Origin of the sequence: Sphingomonas sp. (assembly GCF_003248515.1) — a bacterium.
Classification (GTDB): domain Bacteria; phylum Pseudomonadota; class Alphaproteobacteria; order Sphingomonadales; family Sphingomonadaceae; genus Sphingomonas_I.
Genome location: NZ_QFOB01000004.1, coordinates 294,018 through 313,362, shown reverse-complemented (window position 1 = coordinate 313,362; position 19,345 = coordinate 294,018). Strand labels below are relative to the sequence as shown.

The following is a 19,345-nucleotide window of genomic DNA, read 5'->3' as shown; positions in this document are numbered from 1 at the left end:
AGATGGCGAGCGCGAACATCCTTCCCGCGGCCCGGAGCATCGATCCCCGGCCCCTGATTCCGGGCGGCAATCGCTGGGCCGCGCTGATGGGGCCGGCCATATCGCTGCTCGTGTTGGCAGCGGTGATCTATCAGCTGCGGACGATCGATCCGCGCCAGACGCTATCGATGGTGCCCGCGAGCGGCGCCTTCTGGCTGCTGTTCGCGCTTTATTATCTCGCGCAGCCTTTTTCCGAATGGCTGATCTATCGCCGGCTGTGGCGCCTTCCGGCGCGCGGCATCGGCGCCCTGCTGGCCAAGCTCGTGAGCAACGAGATCCTGCTCGGCTATCTGGGCGAGGTCTATTTCTACGGATGGGCACGCCGCCACGCGCATCTCGCGACGGCGCCGTTCGGGGCGATCAAGGATGTCGCGATCCTGAGCGCGGTCGTCGGCAATGTGCTCACGCTGGTGCTGGCCATCCTTGCCTGGCCGCTGCTGGGATCGCTGCCACTGGGGCTGGACAGCCTCGCGCTCAAGGCCTCGATCGCCTGCGTGCTGCTGAGCTCGATCGTGCCGATGCTGTTCCGGCGCAAGCTCTTCTCGCTGCCGCGCGCCGATCTGCTGATGGTGATGGGGCTGCACGCCGTGCGGGCCGTGGGCATGATCGTGCTGGCGGCGGCGATGTGGCACCTGCTGCTCCCTTCCGTGCCGCTCGCCTGGTGGGTGCTGCTCTGCGCGCTCCGCCAGATCCTGTCGCGATTGCCCTTCCTGCCGAACAAGGATCTGGTCTTCGCCGGCATTGCCGCCTTCCTGGCCGGCGCGCATGGCGGGATCGCGGAGGTCATGGCGCTGATGGCATCGCTGCTGCTGTGCGCGCATCTCTGCATGGGGGCCGTGCTGGGCGCGGCCGAGCTGGCGCGCGGCGGCTGGCGATGATGGCGATCGCCCTGCTGGCGGCGATGCTGGCCTCGTCCCCCGATCTCGGCAAGGCGGCCGGGCAATGCCGCGCGGACGAGGAGGGGCCGGCCTTCCTGGTGGACGTGGAGGGCCTGAAGGATCGCCGTGGCCGCCTGAAGCTGGAACTGTATCCGGCTGACGACAGGGATTTCCTGGCCGACGACAATCTGCTCGTCGCGGCGGGCAAGCCCTTTGCCCGGGTGGAACTGCCGGTGCCGGCGGCGGGGCCGGTTTCGCTCTGCATCCGCGCGCCGATGCCCGGCCCCTATGCGCTGAGCCTGCTCCACGATCGGGATTCCGACCGGAAGTTCAGCGTCTCCACCGACGGCATCGGCTTTTCGAACAATCCGCGCCTCGGCTGGTCCAAGCCCCGGGCGGCCGTTGTCGCGACCTATGTGGGGCCGCATCCGACCCGCCTGCGCATCATGCTCAACTATCGCCGGGGGCTCTTCTCCCTCGGCCCCATCGCGGGATGATCCCATGCGCATCGTCGACGTCTGCGCTTTCTATGCTCCCCAGGGCGGCGGGGTGCGCACCTATGTGGAGCGCAAGCTGGCGGCCGCATCCCTGGGCGATCATGAGATGATCGTGGTGGCGCCGGGCGCCAGCGACGGCACGATCCGGGAAATGCCGGGCGGCCGGATCGTGACGCTTTCGGCGCCCAGCTTCCCGCTCGACCGGCGCTATCGCTATTTCGACAACGAGCCGGCGCTGCACGATCTGCTGGATGAGCTGGCGCCCGATATCGTGGAGGCATCCTCGCCCTGGTCCAGCGCGTCGATGGTCGGGCGCTGGCGGGGGGCGGCGCTCCGCTCGCTCGTGATGCACGCCGATCCGCTGGCGGCCTATCCCTATCGCTGGTTCGGCTCGGTCGCCTCGCGCCGGGCGATCGATCGCGGCTTCGATTTCTTCTGGCGGCACCTGCGCCGGCTGGATGCCCGGTTCGACATGGTCGTCTCGGCCAGCGAGAGCCTGTCGTCGCGGCTGGTGGCGGGCGGCCTCTCCAAGGTCCGTACGATCCCGATGGGGGTGGATCCCGGCCTCTTTTCGCCGGCGCTGCGCGACGAGGCGCTCCGCGCGAAGCTGCTCGAGCGCTGCGGCCTCGGCCCCGATGCGACGCTGCTGCTGGGGCTGGGCCGCCACGCGCCCGAGAAACGATGGCCGATGGTGATCGATGCGGCCGTGGCGGCGGGCTATGGCCACCCGATCGGACTGCTGCTGATCGGCGACGGGCGGGATCGCGCCCGCGTGGTGCGTGCGGCCGGCCACAATCCCCACATCCATCTCGGCGCGCCCGTGACGGACCGGCGGGAACTGGCGGCGATCCTCGCGAGTGCGGATGCGCTCGTCCATGGCTGCGAGGCGGAGACATTCTGCATCACGGCGGCGGAAGCCCGCGCGAGCGGCTTGCCGCTGATCGTGCCGGACGAGGGCGGCGCATCCGATCAGGCGCGCGAAGGGCAGGGCTTTCGCTATCGATCGCGATCGGCGGCCTCGCTGACCGCCGCGATCCGCCGGTTCGTCACCGAGGATCGCGATGGCCATCGCGCGCGCGCCAAGCGGGAGGCGGGGCAGGTCCGCAGCATGGACAGCCATTTCCGGGATCTGATCGCCGCTTATGAAGGCGCCAGGGCGATCGCCGCGCCCCGCGCGGCATGATCCAGCCGGGGCGCCCCGATCCTCCCCCGGCGGCGCCCGCGCCGCACGCCCGCGATTGCGATGGCCTTCAGCGGGCGGGAAGCTGCCCGGGCTGGACCTTCCTGATCCGCTGCCTGCTGTGGGCCACGCGAAACAATCGTGGTGGCCCGTCATCATAAGTGGCAGGGGCTTGGCCAAGAAGCGGGGGCGCCGGGCCGTATCCGATGACGGCACGCTCCTCGCGGCGGATGAAAGACGAATTCTGATGCGGACCACTTCCGACAGCGATTCCGTGCGGCTCTACCATCTCGATGCCGACAGCGGTGCCGCGACGACCCTGCTCTACGGTACGATGGCCGAGGCGCTGCGCGCGGCCGAGGCGGAGCAGGAAGATGTGCAGGAAGGCCTGTTCCTGCAGACCAGCAACGATGTGATCGCCTATCTGGATTTCATCGGCGGATAAGATCCCGATTGCCCCGGGCGGGGCAAGGGACGGACGATGACTTGGCGTGGATCAGTAGATCTGCCCGTCCGGCGGGGGATCATCTTTCGGTCCCTCGTGGCCAACATATGGTTAATGTCCGCAAACCGTGTATATTCGGGTGGGGAGCCGAGTATCTGGCGGCCGGCCGAGTCCGGCGTGTTGCGGGGAGTTTCCAGATGGCACAGAAGACGCCCAAAACGGGCATCGTCCTGGCATGTTTACTGGCGATCGTCCTGATAGCTTTGGGTGCGGCCTATCTTTTCAGGCAGCCGGCGCCATCGGGCGCAACGGAGCGCGCCGCCGCCCGGATCGCCCGCGACTGCGCGGGCGGCAACCAGATCAGGAATGAAGGCGATGTCGCGGCGGGCCTGAGCGATCACCTGACCAAGCTTTCCGGCAAATCCAGCGTCAGTTCCAGCGATATCGGGCAGATCACCTCCGGCATATCGCAGGACGATATCGGCCTGAAATTCTACGCCGCCTACACGAAGTGCCTGAAACAGGGCACGGAGAACTGGCTTGCGCTTAACGGCGTGCCGGTCCGGGATGCGCCGGGCGAGATGGCCGCCCCGATGCCGGGAGCGGCCCCGGCGGCGGGCGGGGAGCCCAAGGCCGCGCCCTCCACCGCCACCGGCGACAACGGGATTGCGGTGATCGGATCGATCAACAATTCCAATCTGAGCGTCGATGGGACGCATCACTGATCCGCTGGCGCTGTTCTGCGCGGTGATGCTGGCCGGCGCGGCCGGCGCGCAGCAGCGCGCGGCGGGCAATGGCGGCGTCGCGATCGTGGGCAATGTTACCAACAGCAAGGTCACGGTCGGCTTTTCGGCGGCGCAGGTGAAGGAACTCGTCGCGGCGGCGAATGGCGGCCTGCTTTCGCAGAACAAGGCGCTTCAGCGCGACAAGGATGAACTGGGGCGGCAGCTCAGCCTGCGTGGTGGCGCGCTCGATACCTTCCTGAGGGAAATGGGCGTCCGCAAGGTGCCGGACGACAAGCTGCTCGAAACGCTGGCCGACATCGCGGCCCGCTTCCGGAGCCTGCAACAGGAGGTCGCCCGGACGGCCAGTTCCTCGCCCGAGGTCACAGCGTTGCGGGCGAAGGCGCAGGCGGCGCTGGACGCCGATCCGCCCCGCCTGGACGAGGCGGCGCAGCTTCTGGGCCAGGTGCAGGATATCCAGCGGCGCGAGGCGCGGCCGGTGCTGGCCCAACTGGAGACGACGGCGGCGCAGCAGGCGGATGTCGCCCGTACCCAGCTGAAATATCGCGAGGCGGCGGATCATTATGCCGAGGCGGGGCGCTTCGCGCCCGACGACAAGGCACGGGCCGGCTATGCGCGGGCGGGCGCCGAGGTGCTGTTTCGGCTGGGCTATGTGCCGCGAGACCGGCAGGCGCTGGAGGACGCGGTGGAGCTGCGGCGCGCGGTCGTGCGGTGGACGCCGCGCCGGCAGGACCCCCGTGGCTGGGCGACGGCGCAATATGAGTTGGCCGAGACGCTTTCGACGCTGGGCACCGATGCGGGCGTACCGGTCCTGCAGGAATCGGTGGAAGCCTATCGGCAGGCGCTGCTGGAGCAGCCTCAGGCGGCGATGCCGCTCGTCTGGGCGAAGACGCAGGCTGAAATGGGGCTCGCCATAGGCCGCCTTGCCCGTCGCGATCCCGCCGCCGCGAAGCTGGAGGATGCCGTTACGGCGCTGCGCGAGGCGCTGAAGGAAGTGACGGCGGCCAATGCGCCCGACGATTGGGCGCAGATGCAGTTCAATCTGGGCGGCATCCTCGCCGATCTGGGCAAGCGGGAGACGGGGACGGCGCATCTCGAGCAAGCCGTGACGGCCTATCGCCAGAGCCTGACCATCTGGACGGCCGAGAAGGATTCCTTCTTCTCCGCGATCGAGCAGAACAAGCTTGGCGATGCGCTGCTTTTGATCGGGCAGCGCGGCGGCCCGATCGAGCGCCTCACCGAAGCGAGCGCCGCCTACAGTGCGGCGCTGGAACTGTACAAGGCCTGGAACGTCCACGGGCAGGCGATGGAGGTGACACTGGACATGTGTCTGTCGGAAGCCCTGATCGCCGGCCGCAAGGGCGATCGCGCGGGGCTGGAGGAGATTGGCAGGATCGTGGCGGATGCGCGCGCCGCGCTGGACAAGAAGGGCGACGTGAAATCGACGCAGCGCGCCGATTCGGTGCTGGCGGAGATAGGCAGGATCCGGGCGGGCATGAAGCCCTGAGAACCCCGTTCCCGACGCCCACCGTTTCGGGCATGCCATCCGGGAATGCGCCACGAAGGCGCATTCCCGGACATTCCATCAGGCCGCGGCCTTTTCCCGTTCCCGCATTTCCTGGTTGAGCATTTCGGCCAGCAGGAAGGCCAGTTCGATGCTCTGCCCGGCATTGAGGCGCGGATCGCAATGCGTGTGATAGCGATCGGCCAGCCCCTGCTCGGTCACGGCGATGGCGCCACCCGTGCATTCGGTGACGTTCTGGCCGGTCATCTCCGCATGGATGCCGCCGCCATGCGTGCCCTCGGCACGATGCACGGCGAAGAAGCCGCGCACCTCGGCGAGGATGCGCTCGAACGGCCGCGTCTTGTAGCCATTGGCGGCCTTGACGACATTGCCGTGCATCGGATCGCACGACCAGACAACCGGGCGCCCCTCGCGCTTCACGGCGCGGACGAGCTTCGGCAGATGCTTTTCGATCTGATCGTGGCCGTAGCGGGTGATGAGCGTGATGCGGCCGGGCTCACGCGCCGGATCCAGCGTGTCCAGCATGCGCAGCAGCGCGTCCGGCTCCAGGCTGGGGCCGCACTTGAGGCCGATCGGATTGCCCACGCCACGCAGGAATTCGACATGCGCCGATCCCTCGAAACGGGTGCGATCGCCGATCCACACCATATGCGCCGACGTATCATACCAGTCGCCGGTCAGGCTGTCCTGACGGGTCAGCGCCTGCTCATATTGCAGCAGCAGCGCTTCGTGGCTGGTGTAGAAATTGGTGCCGGCCAGCTGGGGCACGGTCTGCGGATTGATGCCGCAGGCCGCCATGAAGGAAAGCGCATCACCGATGCGATCCGCCAGCTGCTGATATTGCGTGGCCCAGGGGCTGCGGCCCATGAAATCCAACGTCCAGCGATGCACCTGCTGGAGGTTCGCATAGCCGCCCTGCGCGAAGGCGCGCAGCAGATTGAGCGTGGCCGCCGATTGCGAATAGGCGCGTACCATCCGCTGCGGATCGGGAATCCGCGCCTCGGGCGTGAACGCGATATCGTTGACATTGTCGCCGCGATAGGAAGGCAGCTCCACGCCATCGATCGTCTCCGTATTCGCGGAGCGCGGCTTGGCGAACTGCCCCGCCATGCGGCCGACCTTCACGATCGGCATCTTCGAGGCATAGGTGAGGACCACCGCCATCTGGAGGATCACGCGGAACGTATCGCGGATATTGTCCGGATGGAATTCGGCGAAGCTTTCGGCGCAGTCTCCGCCCTGGAGCAGGAACGCCTTGCCCTGGGCCACCTGGGCCAGCTCCGCCTTCAGCGCGCGCGCCTCACCCGCAAAAACGAGCGGGGGCGACCGGCGCAATTCCTTCTCGGCAGCCTCCACGGCGCCCTGATCGGGATATTGGGGAAGCTGCCTAGCTTCGTAGTTGCGCCAGCTTTCGGGCGTCCAGTTCGTCGCCATGATCGGTCCTTTCGAGCGGGCGCCCTTAGGCCAATCGGCGTTAATGCTCAATGGAGAGGAGATTGGGCCGGCCAAGGGAAAAATTGGGGAGCGTGATCGATCCCTTCGATCGGTGCGCGCCTGCACACCGGCAGGCGCGCGTGGACGATGCTCAGCCAGCCCGTTCGGCGAGCATGGAGGCGATCATCGGCTGAAGCTTGTCCGTATAACGGGCGAGCGTGATGGGCGGGCAGCCGCCGAACAGCGTCGTCAGCCGGCCATCCTGCCAGCAATGGAGCGCGAAGCCGGGATCGCCATCCTCGATCAGCGGGCGATCGTCCGGCCGTGCGGCATCGATCGGCGTGAGAATCAGGCTCACTTCAGGTGCCGTGGACGGACAGATGATGAGCGGCAGGCCGGCCCAGCTGGTGTGGCTGGCGCGATGGACATGGCCGGAGACGAGGCCGATCACCTGATCGTGACCGGCGAGCGCCGCCCCGAGGCGCGCAATCCACGGTTCGGATGGAGAGGGATCCATCCAGGGTATCCCCACGCCCTGCGGCGGATGATGGACGAAGATCAGCGTGGGGCTCGCCGGTGCCTCCGCCAGGCGCGCCGCGAGCCATGCTGCGCGCACCTCGCAGAAGGCGCCGCCGTGGCGGCCTTCCTCCAGCGTATCGAGCAGGATCAGGCGCAAACCTTCACCCTCGATCACCTGCTGGAGAAAGCCTTCGTTCACCGGCGTTGCGGGGAAGACGTGGGCGAGAGGCTCGCGCAGATCGTGATTGCCCGCCATCAGATGCACGGGCATCGGGCACCGGGCCAGCGCATCCGCCAGCACGCGATAGCTTTCCTCGTCGCCATATTCGGTGAGATCGCCCGATGCGATCAGCAGATCGGGCAGGGGCGAAAGCGCGAGGATACGATCCAGCACGCGATGCAGGCGCTGCAGATTGGGCTCGTCCGGATGTGATCGCTCGAAGCCGATATGCAAATCGGAGATCTGCGCGATCAGCATCGGTCTTGGCCCCCCGGTCACCTTCTTACCCACTGTTCCTTACGGAAGCCGTAGCCGAAGGTTGCATGATTTTTCTTTTCTGCTCGCGCGAGGCCGCCGTCGCGCCGCGCCGATCATCCTTGTGATAGACGTGGCACATCGCGCAGCCCGAGGCGACCTTCGCCTTTTTCGCGATTCCGCCGCCATTCTCGCCGACATGGCAGGTGCGGCAATTGGCGATGCCGGGGATCAGCACGTCGCGCGCATCGGCCGATTTCGGGGCCGCATGGCAGCTCGCGCAATCCTCCTGCGTGTGGGCGCGATGATCGAACCAGCCATTGACGAAGAACTGATCGGGCAAGGTGACGGGAGCGACCTTGTAATCCACGGCGCCGGGCCGCGATGGGCCGGTGATGCGGTGGCAATCCGCGCAGGCGCCGTTCGGCGCGAAGAGCGCATGGATCGCCTGGGCCGCCGAGCCGGCCGGCGCGAGGCCGGCGATCTGGGCCGAGGCGAAATCGCCGGGCCGCCGCCGCATATAACCCGCCAGCGGCTGGACCGGGGTGCCGCCGCCCGCAGCATAGAAATCGCGGACCTGCGCGATCGCCTGATCCACCTCGCCATGGCGCAGCGTGCGTATCTGCCCTTCGCGCCGCCCGAAGGCGAGGCTGTGGCAGGACTGGCAATCCTTCTCCATCGTCACGGGCCGGAAGCCGGCGCCGTTGGGATCGGGGCGATGGCAGCCCGCGCAATCCAGCCCGCCCTTCTTCACCTGCCCCAGCGCCTGGGCCATGCGGGCGACGCCGTTGGTGGCGGAAAGGTGGATATCGTGCGGGAAGATCAGGCCGGTTTCCTGCCGGGGATGTGCATCCAGCGAGGTGCGCCGGAAGACCGGCCTGTCGCCGGGCTGCACAAGGATGGCGGGCTGGAATTCGGGATGATTGGTGCCGAAATCCTTCGTATCGCCCAGCTTCGTTTCGGGCAGCTTTTCCTTCAGCGCGCCATGGCAATCCGCGCAGAATTTCTGGTTGGGCGCGGCGATCTGCATCGATCCGCCCTTATGCTCCGTGTGGCAATCCACGCAGCGGCCCGCCGGCCGATTGAAAGCGTGGGCCACGGCGAGGCTGAGCTTGCCCCCGATCGTATCGGGCGCGAGCGCCACGCGCAGCTTTTCCGGATCGGCATGATCGTGAACGGTGGTGTGGCAGGTCTTGCAGGCATCGTCGCGCACGGAGACGAACGCCTTGGCGTGGCAGGCGGTGCAATTGTTCGTCAGATTGGCGTGCGCGGTGGAAAGCGGGCCGGCGGACCAGCTGCGATCGCCATGGAAGCCGGAGGCGCCGGCCTCCATCTGCTGGGCGGTGAGCTTCTTCCCGCTCGCGCCGAGATAGGAGGCGACCGGCCAGGCGAGGAACAGGAGCAAGACGAGCAGCGCGCCGCCCCAGGCGAGCAGCCGGCGCGAGGGCGCCACGCCCGCCAGCGTGAACAATTGCCGTTCATCGCGAACATCGCTGGAGGCGGCAAGCAGGCCATAGCGCTCAACGGTGACGGTGATCGCCTGTTCCGCCTCGTCCCAGGCGATCTCCATCCGGAAGCCACCGATACGGACTTCCGCACCGGACCGGGCATCGACCTCGCTCTCCACGGTCGATCGCCCGTCGATCGAGAAGGGCAGGCCGGTGAGCGAGCGGACGACCATCCGGTGCGTGCCGGTGCGCACGATCACGGCATGCTGGAGCGTGACCTCCAGATCGGCGAGCACGATATCCGAGCCGGGATCGCGCCCGATGGTGAGGCGATCGGCCTCGATCCTGCGGCTGCGGCGGATTTCACGGCCGGTGGCGGAGGCCGAGACGGCATGGATCAGGAACGCCATCCCGCCCTCACCAGTAGAAGAAAACGGAGACGACATGCGCGACCAGCGCGGCGATCAGGGCGATCGTCGCCGGGACATGCACATACAGCCAGATTTCGAGGATGGCGCGCAGCCGCAGATGGCGGCGCAGTTGCGCGACCAGGCCATGCTTCTGCCCCAGCAGGGCGCGGAGACGCTCCATCGCATCGGGCGGCACATCGCCCGCCATCTTGCGCAGTTCGTTTTCGGCATGCGTCGTGGCATTTTCCAGCGCGCCAGAACGAAGCCGGGCGCGCAGGCCGCCGCCGAACGCATCCTCTTCCAGCGATGCTTGGATCAGGGCCGCAGCGCGGGGGCCGAGCGGTTGCGCCGCCGAATGGAGCTGGCGATCGATCGAGCGCAGCCCTTCCAGCATCTGCGTCTCGGTCAGTTCGCCGCGATTTTCGGAAAGCTTGGAGGGCAGCGCCGCATAGACGCCGATGCCGAACAGGCCGGAGAAGATCACCAGCATCATCAGCGCATAAGCGAACGTGTGGATATTCCACCCGAAATGGAAGCCGGTGTGGAGCGTGCCGATGACGATGAGCGAAAGGCCCAGCCACACGTGGGCCGAAGTCCACGCCTTGAGCGACCAGACGCCCGGCGACATGCGCCGCTTTCGGATGCCCAGCGCCGTCAGCCACAGGATCAGCGCGAATCCGATCGTGCCGAGCGTATAGCCATAGACGGTATCGCCTTCGGGGCGCGGCAGCGGCCGATCGATCGCGTAGATCAGGATCAGCACGAGACAGAGCAGGCTCGCGAATTTCGCCCAGCGCCAGTTGCGGTGGCGCAGGAAGCTTTCGTGCAGCACGGCCGACGAGCGGCGCACCTGACGGCGGGGGGACGAGGGCGCGGCCATCAGCGGCGGCCGATCCTGCCCGGATTCACCGCCGAAGAGGCGGATGGCACGCGGCGCCGCGCGTGGCGCGCGCTCATCGCTCCGCTCCCAGCCGGGCGACGGTCAGAAACTCCTCGGGCGCGACGCGGATGGCAGCGCCAGTGGGGCAGGCGCGCACACAGGCCGGGCCGCCATCTATGCCGGAGCACATGTCGCATTTGATCGCTTTCTTGGGCTTTTCGATGCCCGCCGGCGTATTCTTGTAGGCCCATTCCTTGCTGGGCTCGCCGGGGCCGGGGCCACGGCCGAAGAGCAGCCAGGAAAGCAGGCCGGGCTTCTTCGGCGGCACCTTGTCCATGCGGATCACGCCATAGGGGCAGTTGCGCTGGCAATTGCCGCAGCCGATGCAGCTATCGTCGATGAAAACCTCGCCATCCGGCCCGCGATGGATCGCGTTGGGCGGGCAATCGGCCATGCAGTGCGGATGCTCGCAATGGCGACAGGAGGTGGGAACGTGCAGATGGGCATACGTCTTGCCCGCCTCGCGATCGAGGCGGGAGAGGCCCTCATGGCTATCCGCGCAGGCCTTCTCGCAATTGTCGCAGCCGACACAGAGCTTCTCGTCGATCAGCAGCACGTCGGTCGCCTCGCCGATCCCGTTTTCGACGAGGAAATTGGCGACGGAGGAATAGAGATCGACGGCGCCGCCGAAATCCTCCTTCCTGTTTTCGATGAAGCCGTTGACCTGGCGGCGGGCGGCCATGTCCGTGCGCGCGCGCTCCAGCAGCTTGGGATGCTTTTCCAGCAGCGCCGCGAACGCATCACCATCGATGCGCAGCACTTCGGACCGGATCGCCGCGCGCACGGTGGCGGTGCGCGTGCCGCCCTCGATCAGCGCCATCTCGCCCACATAGGATCCGGCCGGCAGATAGGAGAGGAAGATCGGCTTCCCGCCGACCTTCTTTTCCACGACCATCGATCCGGAACGGATCACATAGATATCGCGGCCCTCGTCGCCTTCCGTCAGGATCGCCTCGCCGGCCCTGATCTGCCGGATCTCCGAATGATCCATCACGTTCGAAAGATCGGCCGGCGTAAGCCCCGATCCGAACATCTGGAGCAATTGCCGCTCGGTGGAGATGCGCGTGATCGCGCGCTTCACGGCGGGAACCTGGCTCATCAGCTTCAGCGTGGCCGAACGCGGAATTTCCAGAAGCACGCAGGGCTTGGCCGCGCGCACCGTGGAGCCGCGCCGCCGCCCGGAAATCAGGCCCACCTCGCCGAAGATCGAGCTTTCGCCGATCATCACGTCCGTGCCCGGCGCGACTTCCACCGCCACCGCGCCGGCGGCGATCGCGAACAGGGAGGAGCCGGGCTCGTTGCGGCGGAAGATGGTCTCGCCCGCCGCATAGGCCGCGATCTCGCTGTCGAGCATGAACTCGCGCATCTGCAGCGGCGAGAGATCGTGCAGGATCGAGACGTGCCCGCGCAGATAATCCAGCCAGCCGGCGACGCTGTTGTCCGACACGATGCCGGGCGGAAGACCGGAGAATTTGCGCTCCAGGATCGGCTCGTCGGCGGGCTTCAGGCCGGTATTGCCGGCGATGAACTCGACGACGTCATAGCCCTGGTTCATGCAGTGCTTGATGAGCGGATAGCCGGCCAGCGCGCCGATCACATAGATGCCCGGCACGGTCGATTCGAACGTGGGTGAAAGCTTGGGATAGGAGACGCGATCCGCGCTCGTGAATTCCACGCCGGTGCCGGGCACGATCGCCTTGCGTCCGTCCTTCTCCTCGAAGCTGGCGCAGCAGGCTTCCACGAAGGCGCGCGGCGGCGCCGATCCCATGCGGGCGATCGTGCGGTTGCAGGGCACGGTGACGGTGCCGTCGCGCGCATCGAAGGTGATCGTGTCGATCCCGATATCGGCCACGTTCGTTTCGCGCATGATCGTGATGCGGCCTTCATTCTCGGCCGCCAGCAGCGCCTTGACGTTCGCATCCTTGGCGGTCGGGAAATCGGCCGATCGATTGACGAGCGTCAGTGTGTTGCGCTGCTCCGGATCCGCGATCAGGCCCAGCGCATTTTCGATGCCGGCATCGCCGCCGCCGATCACGGTGATGTGTTCGTCAATATATTCGGCGGGGTCGTCCAGCGTGTACTGGACGTTCGCGCCTTCCGCGACGGGATTGCGGACGAGGTTCGGATTGCCCTGCGTGCCGATGGCGAGGATGATCGTCTCGGCCCGGACATCGGGCTTGCCCTTGATGACGATGGTGAAGTCACCGGCCTTGCCGGTGACGGCGGTCACTTCCGCCTCCATCAGCACGTTCACCTTGTGGGCGGAGGTGCCTTCGTTCCAGCCGCCGAGAATCGTCTCGCGCTTGCCGGCCTCGAATTGCAGATCCGAGCGCAGCACGAGCTGGCTCGGCGTGGCCATCACATGCTTGCCCTTCTGATATTTGTAGATCGTATCGGAGAGATGATCGGTCTTTTCGATCAGCACATGATCGAGCCCAAGGGCGGCGGCATGCGCGGCGGCGCTCAGGCCTGCCGGCCCCGATCCGATAATGGCGACGCGATGCATCGTCATGGAACACCCCCAATCCCCATCGTTGCTCTAGCATCCCTGACGCGGGAGGCTAGAGGGGGAAAGTTCTGAGGGAGTAACGAATTTGGCGAGCGGGGGCGGAATCGGGGCCGGCCGGGTCGGGCTCTATGCCCTGGTTCTCGCGGGCGTGGCGGCGATCGTCGTCCTCGGCCTGCGCTATCGCGAGGGCGGCGGGCAGGGTGCCGCGCCCACGGCCGTCGCGCCGCAGCCGGCGCCACAGGGCGACGTCAACCAGATGGTGCAGGCGCTGGAGGCGAAGCTGAAGGCCAATCCCAAGGATGCCGAGGGCTGGCGCATGCTCGGCTGGTCCTACTTCAATCTCAATCGCTTCGCCGATGCGGCCCGCGCTTATGCGCGCGGCGCGGAACAGGCGCCGGGCGATGCCGGCCTGTGGTCCGCGCTGGGCGAGACACTGGTCTATGCGCACAAGAAAGGCGTGGACGAGGATGCCGCGCACGCCTTCACCCGCGCGATCCAGATCGATCCGAAGGATGCGCGGGCGCGCTACTTCCTGGCGGTGCGCAGGGATCTGGCCGGCGACCACAAGGGCGCGATCGACGACTGGATCGCCGTGCTGCGCGATGCGCCCGCCGATGCGCCCTATACGCAATCGATTCGCGATCTCGTCGAGCAGGTCTCCAAGCGCGAGAAGATCGACATTGCCGGGCGTATCCCCACGGCGGCGCCACCACGCACCGTGGCGAGCGACGCCATTCCGGGGCCGACGGCGGGCCAGATGCAGGATGCGGCGCGGATGAGCCCGTCCGAACAGGACGCGATGGCGCGCGGCATGGTCGACAGGCTCGCCTCCCGCCTCGCCCAGCAGCCTCGCGACGAGGAAGGCTGGATCCGGCTGATGCGCGCGCGGCTGGTGCTGGGCGACAAGGCGGCGGCGAAGGCCGCGCATGCGAAAGCGCGCGAGGCTCTTGCGGGCGACACGGCCGCGATCGGGCGGATCGACGCGGCGGCCAGGGAACTGGGCGCGGATTGAGCCGCCGGGCCCGATCCGGGGCGATAGGCGTTGGATCGTCCTGCGCCTATGATCCTGCCGGGGTGGTGTTGCGCCCGCGCACGATCGGGCGGCGGGCTGGAATGATGGAGTGAGGCAGGGATGATGAAGAAAATGACCGTCGCGCTGCTGGCGTCGCTGTCGCTGGCGGGCGCAGCGTCCGCGCAGTTTCCGGCAGGGCTGGGGAGCAGCCTGCTGCCCAACATCTCCTCGACCAGCACCGGCAACGCCGCCGGCCTGCTGTCCTTCTGCGTGAAGAACAAGCTGCTGGGCGGGCAGAATGCCACGGCGGTGCTCGGCAAGCTGACCGGCCAGAGTGGCGTCACCGGATCCAAGGATTATGCGGCGGGCCAGTCCGGGCTGGTGCAGACCGGGCAGGGATCGGGTTTCTCGCTCGCCAATGCCAAGGGCCAGATCAAGTCCAAGCTGTGCGATATGGTGCTGAAGCACGGCACCTCCCTCGCCGGGCTGTAGAGCCGGCCGGCCCGCGGAGGAGCGGCGCGCGGGGCGAACATGCGGCCCGGTTGCGCCGCTTCACTGTGCAGGGCGAGGCCAGGAGCGGCAGGCCGGGCGCGGCGGGCTGGGCGCGGCGGGCTGGGCGCGGCGGGCTGGGCGCGGCGGGCTGGGCGCGGCAGGGCTGGGCAATGGCGTGTGCTTTTTGAGGCGCCGTCGGCGTGGTGGCCGGTAACGCATCGGCCGGTTGCCCATCGGTCCGTCGATATCTGTACCGATCGGTTCTGGAAATTCTTGCGCCGAGCGACTAAGTGCGCCCGCAGGGAGTTATGCACAAGATGAAGCGGGAAGTGATCCGATATCTGGATTCCGTGAAGGCGCGCGATCCCGCGCCGCGTTCGCGGTGGGAGATCCTGCTCTATCCGGGTGTGTGGGCGCTGGCCTTCCATCGCGCGGCGCATTGGCTGTTCGAGGCGGAACTGTGGTTCCTCGCCCGCTTCGTCAACCATATCGGCCGCTTCCTGAGCGCGATCGATATCCATCCCGGCGCCAGGATCGGCGAGAATTTCTTCATCGATCATGGCTTTACCGTGATTGGCGAAACCGCTGTCATCGGCAATAACGTCACCATATATCAGTGTGTTACGCTGGGCGGCACCAATCCCGCCAATGGCGTTGCCGGCAAGCGTCATCCCACGATCGAGGATGATGTGATCATCGGATCGGGCGCGCAGGTGCTGGGGCCGATCACGGTGGGCAAAGGCGCGCGGATCGGCGCCAATGCGGTCGTGACGCGCGATGTTCCCCCCGGCGCCACCATGACGGGAATTCCCGCACGGCCCACCTTGGTGGATGCGCAGAATTATAATAGCTTCGTTCCCTATGGCACGCCGTGCAGCGAACGCTTCGATCCGCAGACCCAGCAGCTGGAACTGCTGAAGTGCGAGGTGGAAACCCTGCGCGCCAAGCTGTCCCAGCTGATCGAGCAGCGCGATCGCGAGGCGCCGCAGCGGGATCGCGATTGCGCCTGATTGGGGCGCAAGCCCGATGAGGGCCGCCGCCTGATGGGTGTGGTGACGCCATTCCCCACGCCGGCCCCGGCACAGCAGGTCACGTTCGTCCGCGCCGAATTGCAGCGCATCCTGGATCTTTACGGGCGGATGGTGGCGGCCGGCCACTGGCGCGATTATGCGATCCATTTCGGGCGCGACGCGGCCTCCTTCGCCTGTTTTCGCCGATCGGCCGAGCGGCCGGAATATCGGATCGAGAAAAGGCCGGCGCTACGCAGCCGGCAGGGCGAATGGGCGCTGATCGGCGAAGGCGGCGCGGTGCTGAAGCGCGGGCACGAGCTTGGCCCCGTCCTCGCGCCGGTGGAGCGCAAGCTGATGAAGCTGGTGGAGGAGTGAGGACGCGGCCCACATTCTCCTTGAGGCGTGACAAGATCCGATCCGTTGCGCTCCCGATCCGCGATGCCTATCTGAGCGAACGACCGCTACGGGAGCTGACATGACGGATTTCTCTGATCGCGAACGCGCCTTCGAAGGCAAATTCGCGCGCGATGAGGAAATGGCCTTCCGCATCACCGCCCGCCGCAACCGGCTGGTGGGTACATGGGCGGCCGGGCTGATGGGCCTCACCCCCGAGGAGACCGACGCCTATGCGAAGGCCGTGGTGCAGGCCGATTTCGAGGAAGCGGGCGACGAGGACGTGATCCGCAAGCTGCTGGGCGATCTGGTCGGCGCGAGCGTGGACGTGGATGAGGCGCGCGTGCGCACCGCGCTGCACGACGCGACCGTCGAGGCGCGCCGCCAGCTGATCGAGAGCCAGTGAGGCCGCGCTGATGCCGATGCAGGCCGAAGAAATCGAGACGATGATCCGGGCCGCGATCCCGGATGCGCATGTCGAGATCACCGATCTCGCCGGCGACGGCGATCATTATGCGGCGCGCGTCGTCGCCGAAAGTTTTCGCGGCATGCCCCGCGTCCGCCAGCATCAGCGCGTCTATGATGCGCTGGGCGGCCGGATGGGCGGCGTGCTCCACGCGCTTCAGCTCACCACAGCCCTTCCTTCCTGAGTTTCGAGGAAAAACGCCATGACCACCGCCACCCAGGACGCGCAGGCCCGCATCGACGCCGCCGTGAAAGGCAATGATGTGCTGCTGTTCATGAAGGGCACGCCGCTCTTCCCCCAGTGCGGCTTTTCCAGCCGCGCGGTCGCGATCCTCGAACATCTCGGCGTCGAGTTTCAGTCGGTGGACGTGTTGCAGGATCAGGCGGTGCGCCAGGGCATCAAGGATTATTCCAACTGGCCGACGATCCCGCAGCTCTACGTGAAGGGCGAGTTCGTCGGCGGATCGGATATCATGATGGAAATGTATGAGAGCGGCGAACTGGCCGAACTCATGCAGGAAAAGGGCGTCCCGGCCGCCGAATAAGGCAGGCTTCTCCCCGCCTCCCTTCCGGGCGGGGTGCGGCAACGATCCGTTTCGATCCGGCGCCGCGGCGGGTTTGCGCGGCGGCGCGGGGGTACGATGGGCCTCGTGGATCGATAGCGTCATGCACAGGCCGGGCGGGATCCGGCATGACGGGGAGGGCAATCGCCTTCCCCGAATTTCGTTGTGTCGCCGCTGCTCAATGCCCGTGCCGCCGTCATCTCCCGTTCAGCATCGCAGCGTCATTTCGCGTTGACGACTACAGTTGTGGTCGATATGACTACATGTGTAATCGGAGAGGGTGGATGGCCGAGCGGATCAGCGAGGGCGAGCATGTGCTGATGGAGGTGCTGTGGGCGGAATCCCCGCTCACGGCGGCCGAGGTGGCGGAGCGTGTCGATCCGGCGCGCGACTGGAGCGACCGCACCGTGAAGACGATGCTGGGCCGGCTCCTCGCCAAGGGCGCGCTGGCGCATGAAGAGGATGGCCGCCGCTATCTCTATCGCCCGGCCGTGGCGCGCGAGGATTATGTGGCGCGCGAATCGAGCCGCCTCGTCGATCGCCTGTTCGGCGGCCGCGCGGCCCCGCTCGTGGCCCATCTCGCCGAACGCCAGGCTCTCAGCGACACCGATATCGCCGAACTGGAAGCCCTGCTGAAGGAGCTCAAGCCATGACCGACTGGATCGTCGAGACTTTGGTTTCCTCCGCCCTGCTGATGCTGCTCGTGCTGGCCGTGCGCCGGCCGGTGAGCGCATGGTTTGGCGCGCGCGTCGCCTATGCGCTGTGGGCGCTGCCGCTGGTGCGCATGGTGCTGCCGCCGTTGCCGGGGCACCAGATGCTCCTGAAGCCCTTCCTGTCCGCCACGACGACGACGGGCACGACGGTGAAGCTCGGCCTCGCCTCGCCGGGCGAGATCGCCGATCCGCTCATGCTGCCGGCGGATGTGCAGGCCGCCTTCGATGCCGGCCCGGTGGCGCAGGGCTGGAGCTGGCCGGCCCTGTTGATCGCGGCATGGCTGATCGGCGCTGCGCTCTTCTTCGGCTGGCAGATGATCCGCTATCGCCTGTTCGTGGCGAGGGCATTGGACGGCGCCACGCATCTCGTGACCGAGGCGAGCGTCGACATTTTCGTGAGCGACACGGTCGACGGGCCGATCGCGTCCGGCGTGCTGCGCCGGCGCATCTTCCTGCCGCGCGACTTCCTCGATCGTTATTCCTCGGGCGAACGGCGCCAGGCGCTGCTGCACGAGGGGGCGCATCATGATCGCAAGGATCTGCTCGCCAATGTGGCGGCGATCGCGATCGTCTCGCTCCACTGGTGGAACCCGGTCGCACATATCGCGTATCGCTGCTTCCGCGCCGATCAGGAGCTGGCCTGCGATGCGACGGTGCTGGCCGATGCCGCGCCCGAACAGCTTTATGCCTATGGCAGCGCGCTCGTGAAATCGACGGTGGGCCGCGCGCCGGCCGCCGCCTGCGCCTTCAATCGCACCGACGAGATCAAGCGGAGGCTGAAGATGATCAAGCGTGGCAAGCTGGGCCTCGGCCGGCGCGCGGCGGGCGTGGGCTTGGCGGTGATCGCAACGGTCGCGGGGCTGGCGGCGACGGCATCGGGCAGCAATGCGACGGTGCAGATCGTGCCGGCCGCCGCACCGGAGCCGCTGGTGGCCGGTGCTCCGGTTCCGGTTCCCGCGCCCCTCGCCCAGCCGGCGCCGCCACCGGTCCCCCCGCTCGCCGTGCGCGAACAGCATCGGATCCGGACGGTGACGGTCACGGGTCCGGGGGGCTTCGTCTCGCCGCCGTCGCCGCCCGCATCGCCGCAATCCGCCGTGCCGCCCGTGCCGCCGGTTCCCCCGGTGCCGCCTGCCACGATCCGATCGACCCGCCTCTCCATGGGCGCGGACGCCCGCGAGGCGGCGCAGGAAGCACGGATGGAGGCCCGGCAGGCGCGCGAGGAGGCTCGCCGTGAAGCTGACGCCGCCCGCGTCGAGGCCAATGCCGCCCGCGAGGAAGCCAGGGGCGCCGCGCGCGAACAGGCCCGCGCTGGCCATGACAAGGCGCAGGTGCAGCGGATGGTGGCCGTATCGCTCAATCAGGCGCGCGCGCAGATGGTGCAGAGCTGCGCTGCGCGTGGCTATCGCATATCGGCGGACGAGCGCGACTGGGGCAAGCTCGCCTTGTGCGACAAGGCCGCCTTCCATGCGCGCGTGATCCGATCGATGGAGCAGGCGCGCGCGGACCTGCGCCGCGAGCGCGACCTGAGGGGAGAGGATCTGGATCGCGCCCTGAGCGCGCTCGACAGCGCGATCGCGCGGATGAAGGCGAAGGGCATAAGCTGAAACGCACGCCTTTCGCGCATCGGCCGCCCTTCACATGGATCGGGCGCGATG

The 19,345-nt window shown here is 67.5% G+C and carries 20 protein-coding genes; 15 read left to right on the top strand and 5 right to left on the bottom strand.

Annotated features, from left to right (window positions below; translation table 11 throughout):
- Positions 1 to 2: 2 nt before the first annotated feature.
- The 6 genes from DI605_RS09010 (at position 3) to DI605_RS08985 (ending at position 5,289) form a co-directional block, all read left to right on the top strand.
- Positions 3 to 917, top strand: a complete 915-nt coding sequence (locus DI605_RS09010) for a hypothetical protein (protein WP_293972199.1) — start codon at positions 3 to 5, stop codon at positions 915 to 917.
- Complete coding sequence (locus tag DI605_RS09005; RefSeq protein ID WP_293972591.1) at positions 917 to 1,414, top strand: DUF2141 domain-containing protein; 498 nt, start codon at positions 917 to 919, stop codon at positions 1,412 to 1,414. Before DI605_RS09010 ends, DI605_RS09005 begins: the two co-directional genes overlap by 1 nt.
- 4 nt (positions 1,415 to 1,418) lie before the next feature.
- Positions 1,419 to 2,597 (top strand): glycosyltransferase, encoded by a 1,179-nt coding sequence (locus tag DI605_RS09000; protein ID WP_293972196.1) that lies wholly within the window; start codon positions 1,419 to 1,421, stop codon positions 2,595 to 2,597.
- Positions 2,598 to 2,841: 244 nt separating this feature from the next.
- A complete protein-coding gene (locus DI605_RS08995) occupies positions 2,842 to 3,039 on the top strand; it encodes a hypothetical protein (RefSeq protein ID WP_293972193.1) in 198 nt (65 codons plus the stop codon).
- Positions 3,040 to 3,236: 197 nt separating this feature from the next.
- Positions 3,237 to 3,764, top strand: coding sequence for a hypothetical protein (locus DI605_RS08990; protein ID WP_293972190.1), 528 nt, complete (start codon positions 3,237 to 3,239; stop codon positions 3,762 to 3,764).
- On the top strand, positions 3,748 to 5,289 hold the full coding sequence (locus DI605_RS08985) for a hypothetical protein (RefSeq protein WP_293972187.1): 1,542 nt from the start codon (positions 3,748 to 3,750) through the stop codon (positions 5,287 to 5,289). The genes DI605_RS08990 and DI605_RS08985 overlap by 17 nt, the downstream gene beginning before the upstream one ends.
- A 78-nt stretch (positions 5,290 to 5,367) precedes the next feature.
- Here the strand turns inward: DI605_RS08985 and DI605_RS08980 are convergent, their stop codons facing one another.
- The 5 genes from DI605_RS08980 to DI605_RS08960 form a co-directional block, all read right to left on the bottom strand.
- Positions 5,368 to 6,741: a class II 3-deoxy-7-phosphoheptulonate synthase gene (locus DI605_RS08980; RefSeq protein ID WP_293972184.1), complete on the bottom strand. Its 1,374-nt coding sequence runs from the start codon at positions 6,739 to 6,741 to the stop codon at positions 5,368 to 5,370.
- Positions 6,742 to 6,892: 151 nt separating this feature from the next.
- Entirely contained in the window at positions 6,893 to 7,738 is an 846-nt protein-coding gene (locus DI605_RS08975; RefSeq protein ID WP_293972181.1) for a metallophosphoesterase, read from the bottom strand.
- Between the two features lie 25 nt (positions 7,739 to 7,763).
- Positions 7,764 to 9,593 carry a cytochrome c3 family protein gene (locus DI605_RS08970; protein ID WP_293972178.1) on the bottom strand — a complete coding sequence of 610 codons (1,830 nt, stop codon included), beginning with the start codon at positions 9,591 to 9,593 and terminating at the stop codon, positions 7,764 to 7,766.
- 7 nt (positions 9,594 to 9,600) lie between these two features.
- Positions 9,601 to 10,473 (bottom strand): hypothetical protein, encoded by an 873-nt coding sequence (locus DI605_RS08965; RefSeq protein ID WP_293972175.1) that lies wholly within the window; start codon positions 10,471 to 10,473, stop codon positions 9,601 to 9,603.
- A gap of 73 nt (positions 10,474 to 10,546) precedes the next feature.
- Entirely contained in the window at positions 10,547 to 13,045 is a 2,499-nt protein-coding gene (locus DI605_RS08960; RefSeq protein ID WP_293972172.1) for a cyclic nucleotide-binding domain-containing protein, read from the bottom strand.
- Positions 13,046 to 13,127: 82 nt separating this feature from the next.
- Between DI605_RS08960 and DI605_RS08955 the strand changes: the two genes are divergently transcribed.
- From DI605_RS08955 to DI605_RS08915, 9 genes are all read left to right on the top strand, one after another.
- Positions 13,128 to 14,054 (top strand): tetratricopeptide repeat protein, encoded by a 927-nt coding sequence (locus tag DI605_RS08955; protein ID WP_293972169.1) that lies wholly within the window; start codon positions 13,128 to 13,130, stop codon positions 14,052 to 14,054.
- A 123-nt stretch (positions 14,055 to 14,177) separates the two neighbouring features.
- Positions 14,178 to 14,546 (top strand): DUF2501 domain-containing protein, encoded by a 369-nt coding sequence (locus DI605_RS08950; RefSeq protein WP_293972166.1) that lies wholly within the window; start codon positions 14,178 to 14,180, stop codon positions 14,544 to 14,546.
- Between the two features lie 317 nt (positions 14,547 to 14,863).
- Positions 14,864 to 15,556: a serine O-acetyltransferase EpsC gene (epsC, locus tag DI605_RS08945; RefSeq protein ID WP_293972163.1), complete on the top strand. Its 693-nt coding sequence runs from the start codon at positions 14,864 to 14,866 to the stop codon at positions 15,554 to 15,556.
- 33 nt (positions 15,557 to 15,589) lie between these two features.
- Positions 15,590 to 15,931 (top strand): DUF2794 domain-containing protein, encoded by a 342-nt coding sequence (locus DI605_RS08940; protein ID WP_293972588.1) that lies wholly within the window; start codon positions 15,590 to 15,592, stop codon positions 15,929 to 15,931.
- 100 nt (positions 15,932 to 16,031) lie between these two features.
- The gene (locus tag DI605_RS08935; RefSeq protein WP_293972160.1) at positions 16,032 to 16,355 is read left to right on the top strand and encodes a DUF1476 domain-containing protein; all 324 of its coding nucleotides are present in this window, start codon (positions 16,032 to 16,034) and stop codon (positions 16,353 to 16,355) included.
- A 10-nt stretch (positions 16,356 to 16,365) separates the two neighbouring features.
- Complete coding sequence (locus DI605_RS08930) at positions 16,366 to 16,599, top strand: BolA family protein (RefSeq protein WP_293972157.1); 234 nt, start codon at positions 16,366 to 16,368, stop codon at positions 16,597 to 16,599.
- 18 nt (positions 16,600 to 16,617) lie between these two features.
- Positions 16,618 to 16,959, top strand: coding sequence for a Grx4 family monothiol glutaredoxin (gene grxD / locus DI605_RS08925; protein WP_293972154.1), 342 nt, complete (start codon positions 16,618 to 16,620; stop codon positions 16,957 to 16,959).
- 302 nt (positions 16,960 to 17,261) lie between these two features.
- On the top strand, positions 17,262 to 17,630 hold the full coding sequence (locus DI605_RS08920; protein WP_293972150.1) for a BlaI/MecI/CopY family transcriptional regulator: 369 nt from the start codon (positions 17,262 to 17,264) through the stop codon (positions 17,628 to 17,630).
- On the top strand, positions 17,627 to 19,294 hold the full coding sequence (locus DI605_RS08915; protein ID WP_293972147.1) for a M56 family metallopeptidase: 1,668 nt from the start codon (positions 17,627 to 17,629) through the stop codon (positions 19,292 to 19,294). The genes DI605_RS08920 and DI605_RS08915 overlap by 4 nt, the downstream gene beginning before the upstream one ends.
- The last annotated feature ends 51 nt before the right edge of the window (positions 19,295 to 19,345 follow it).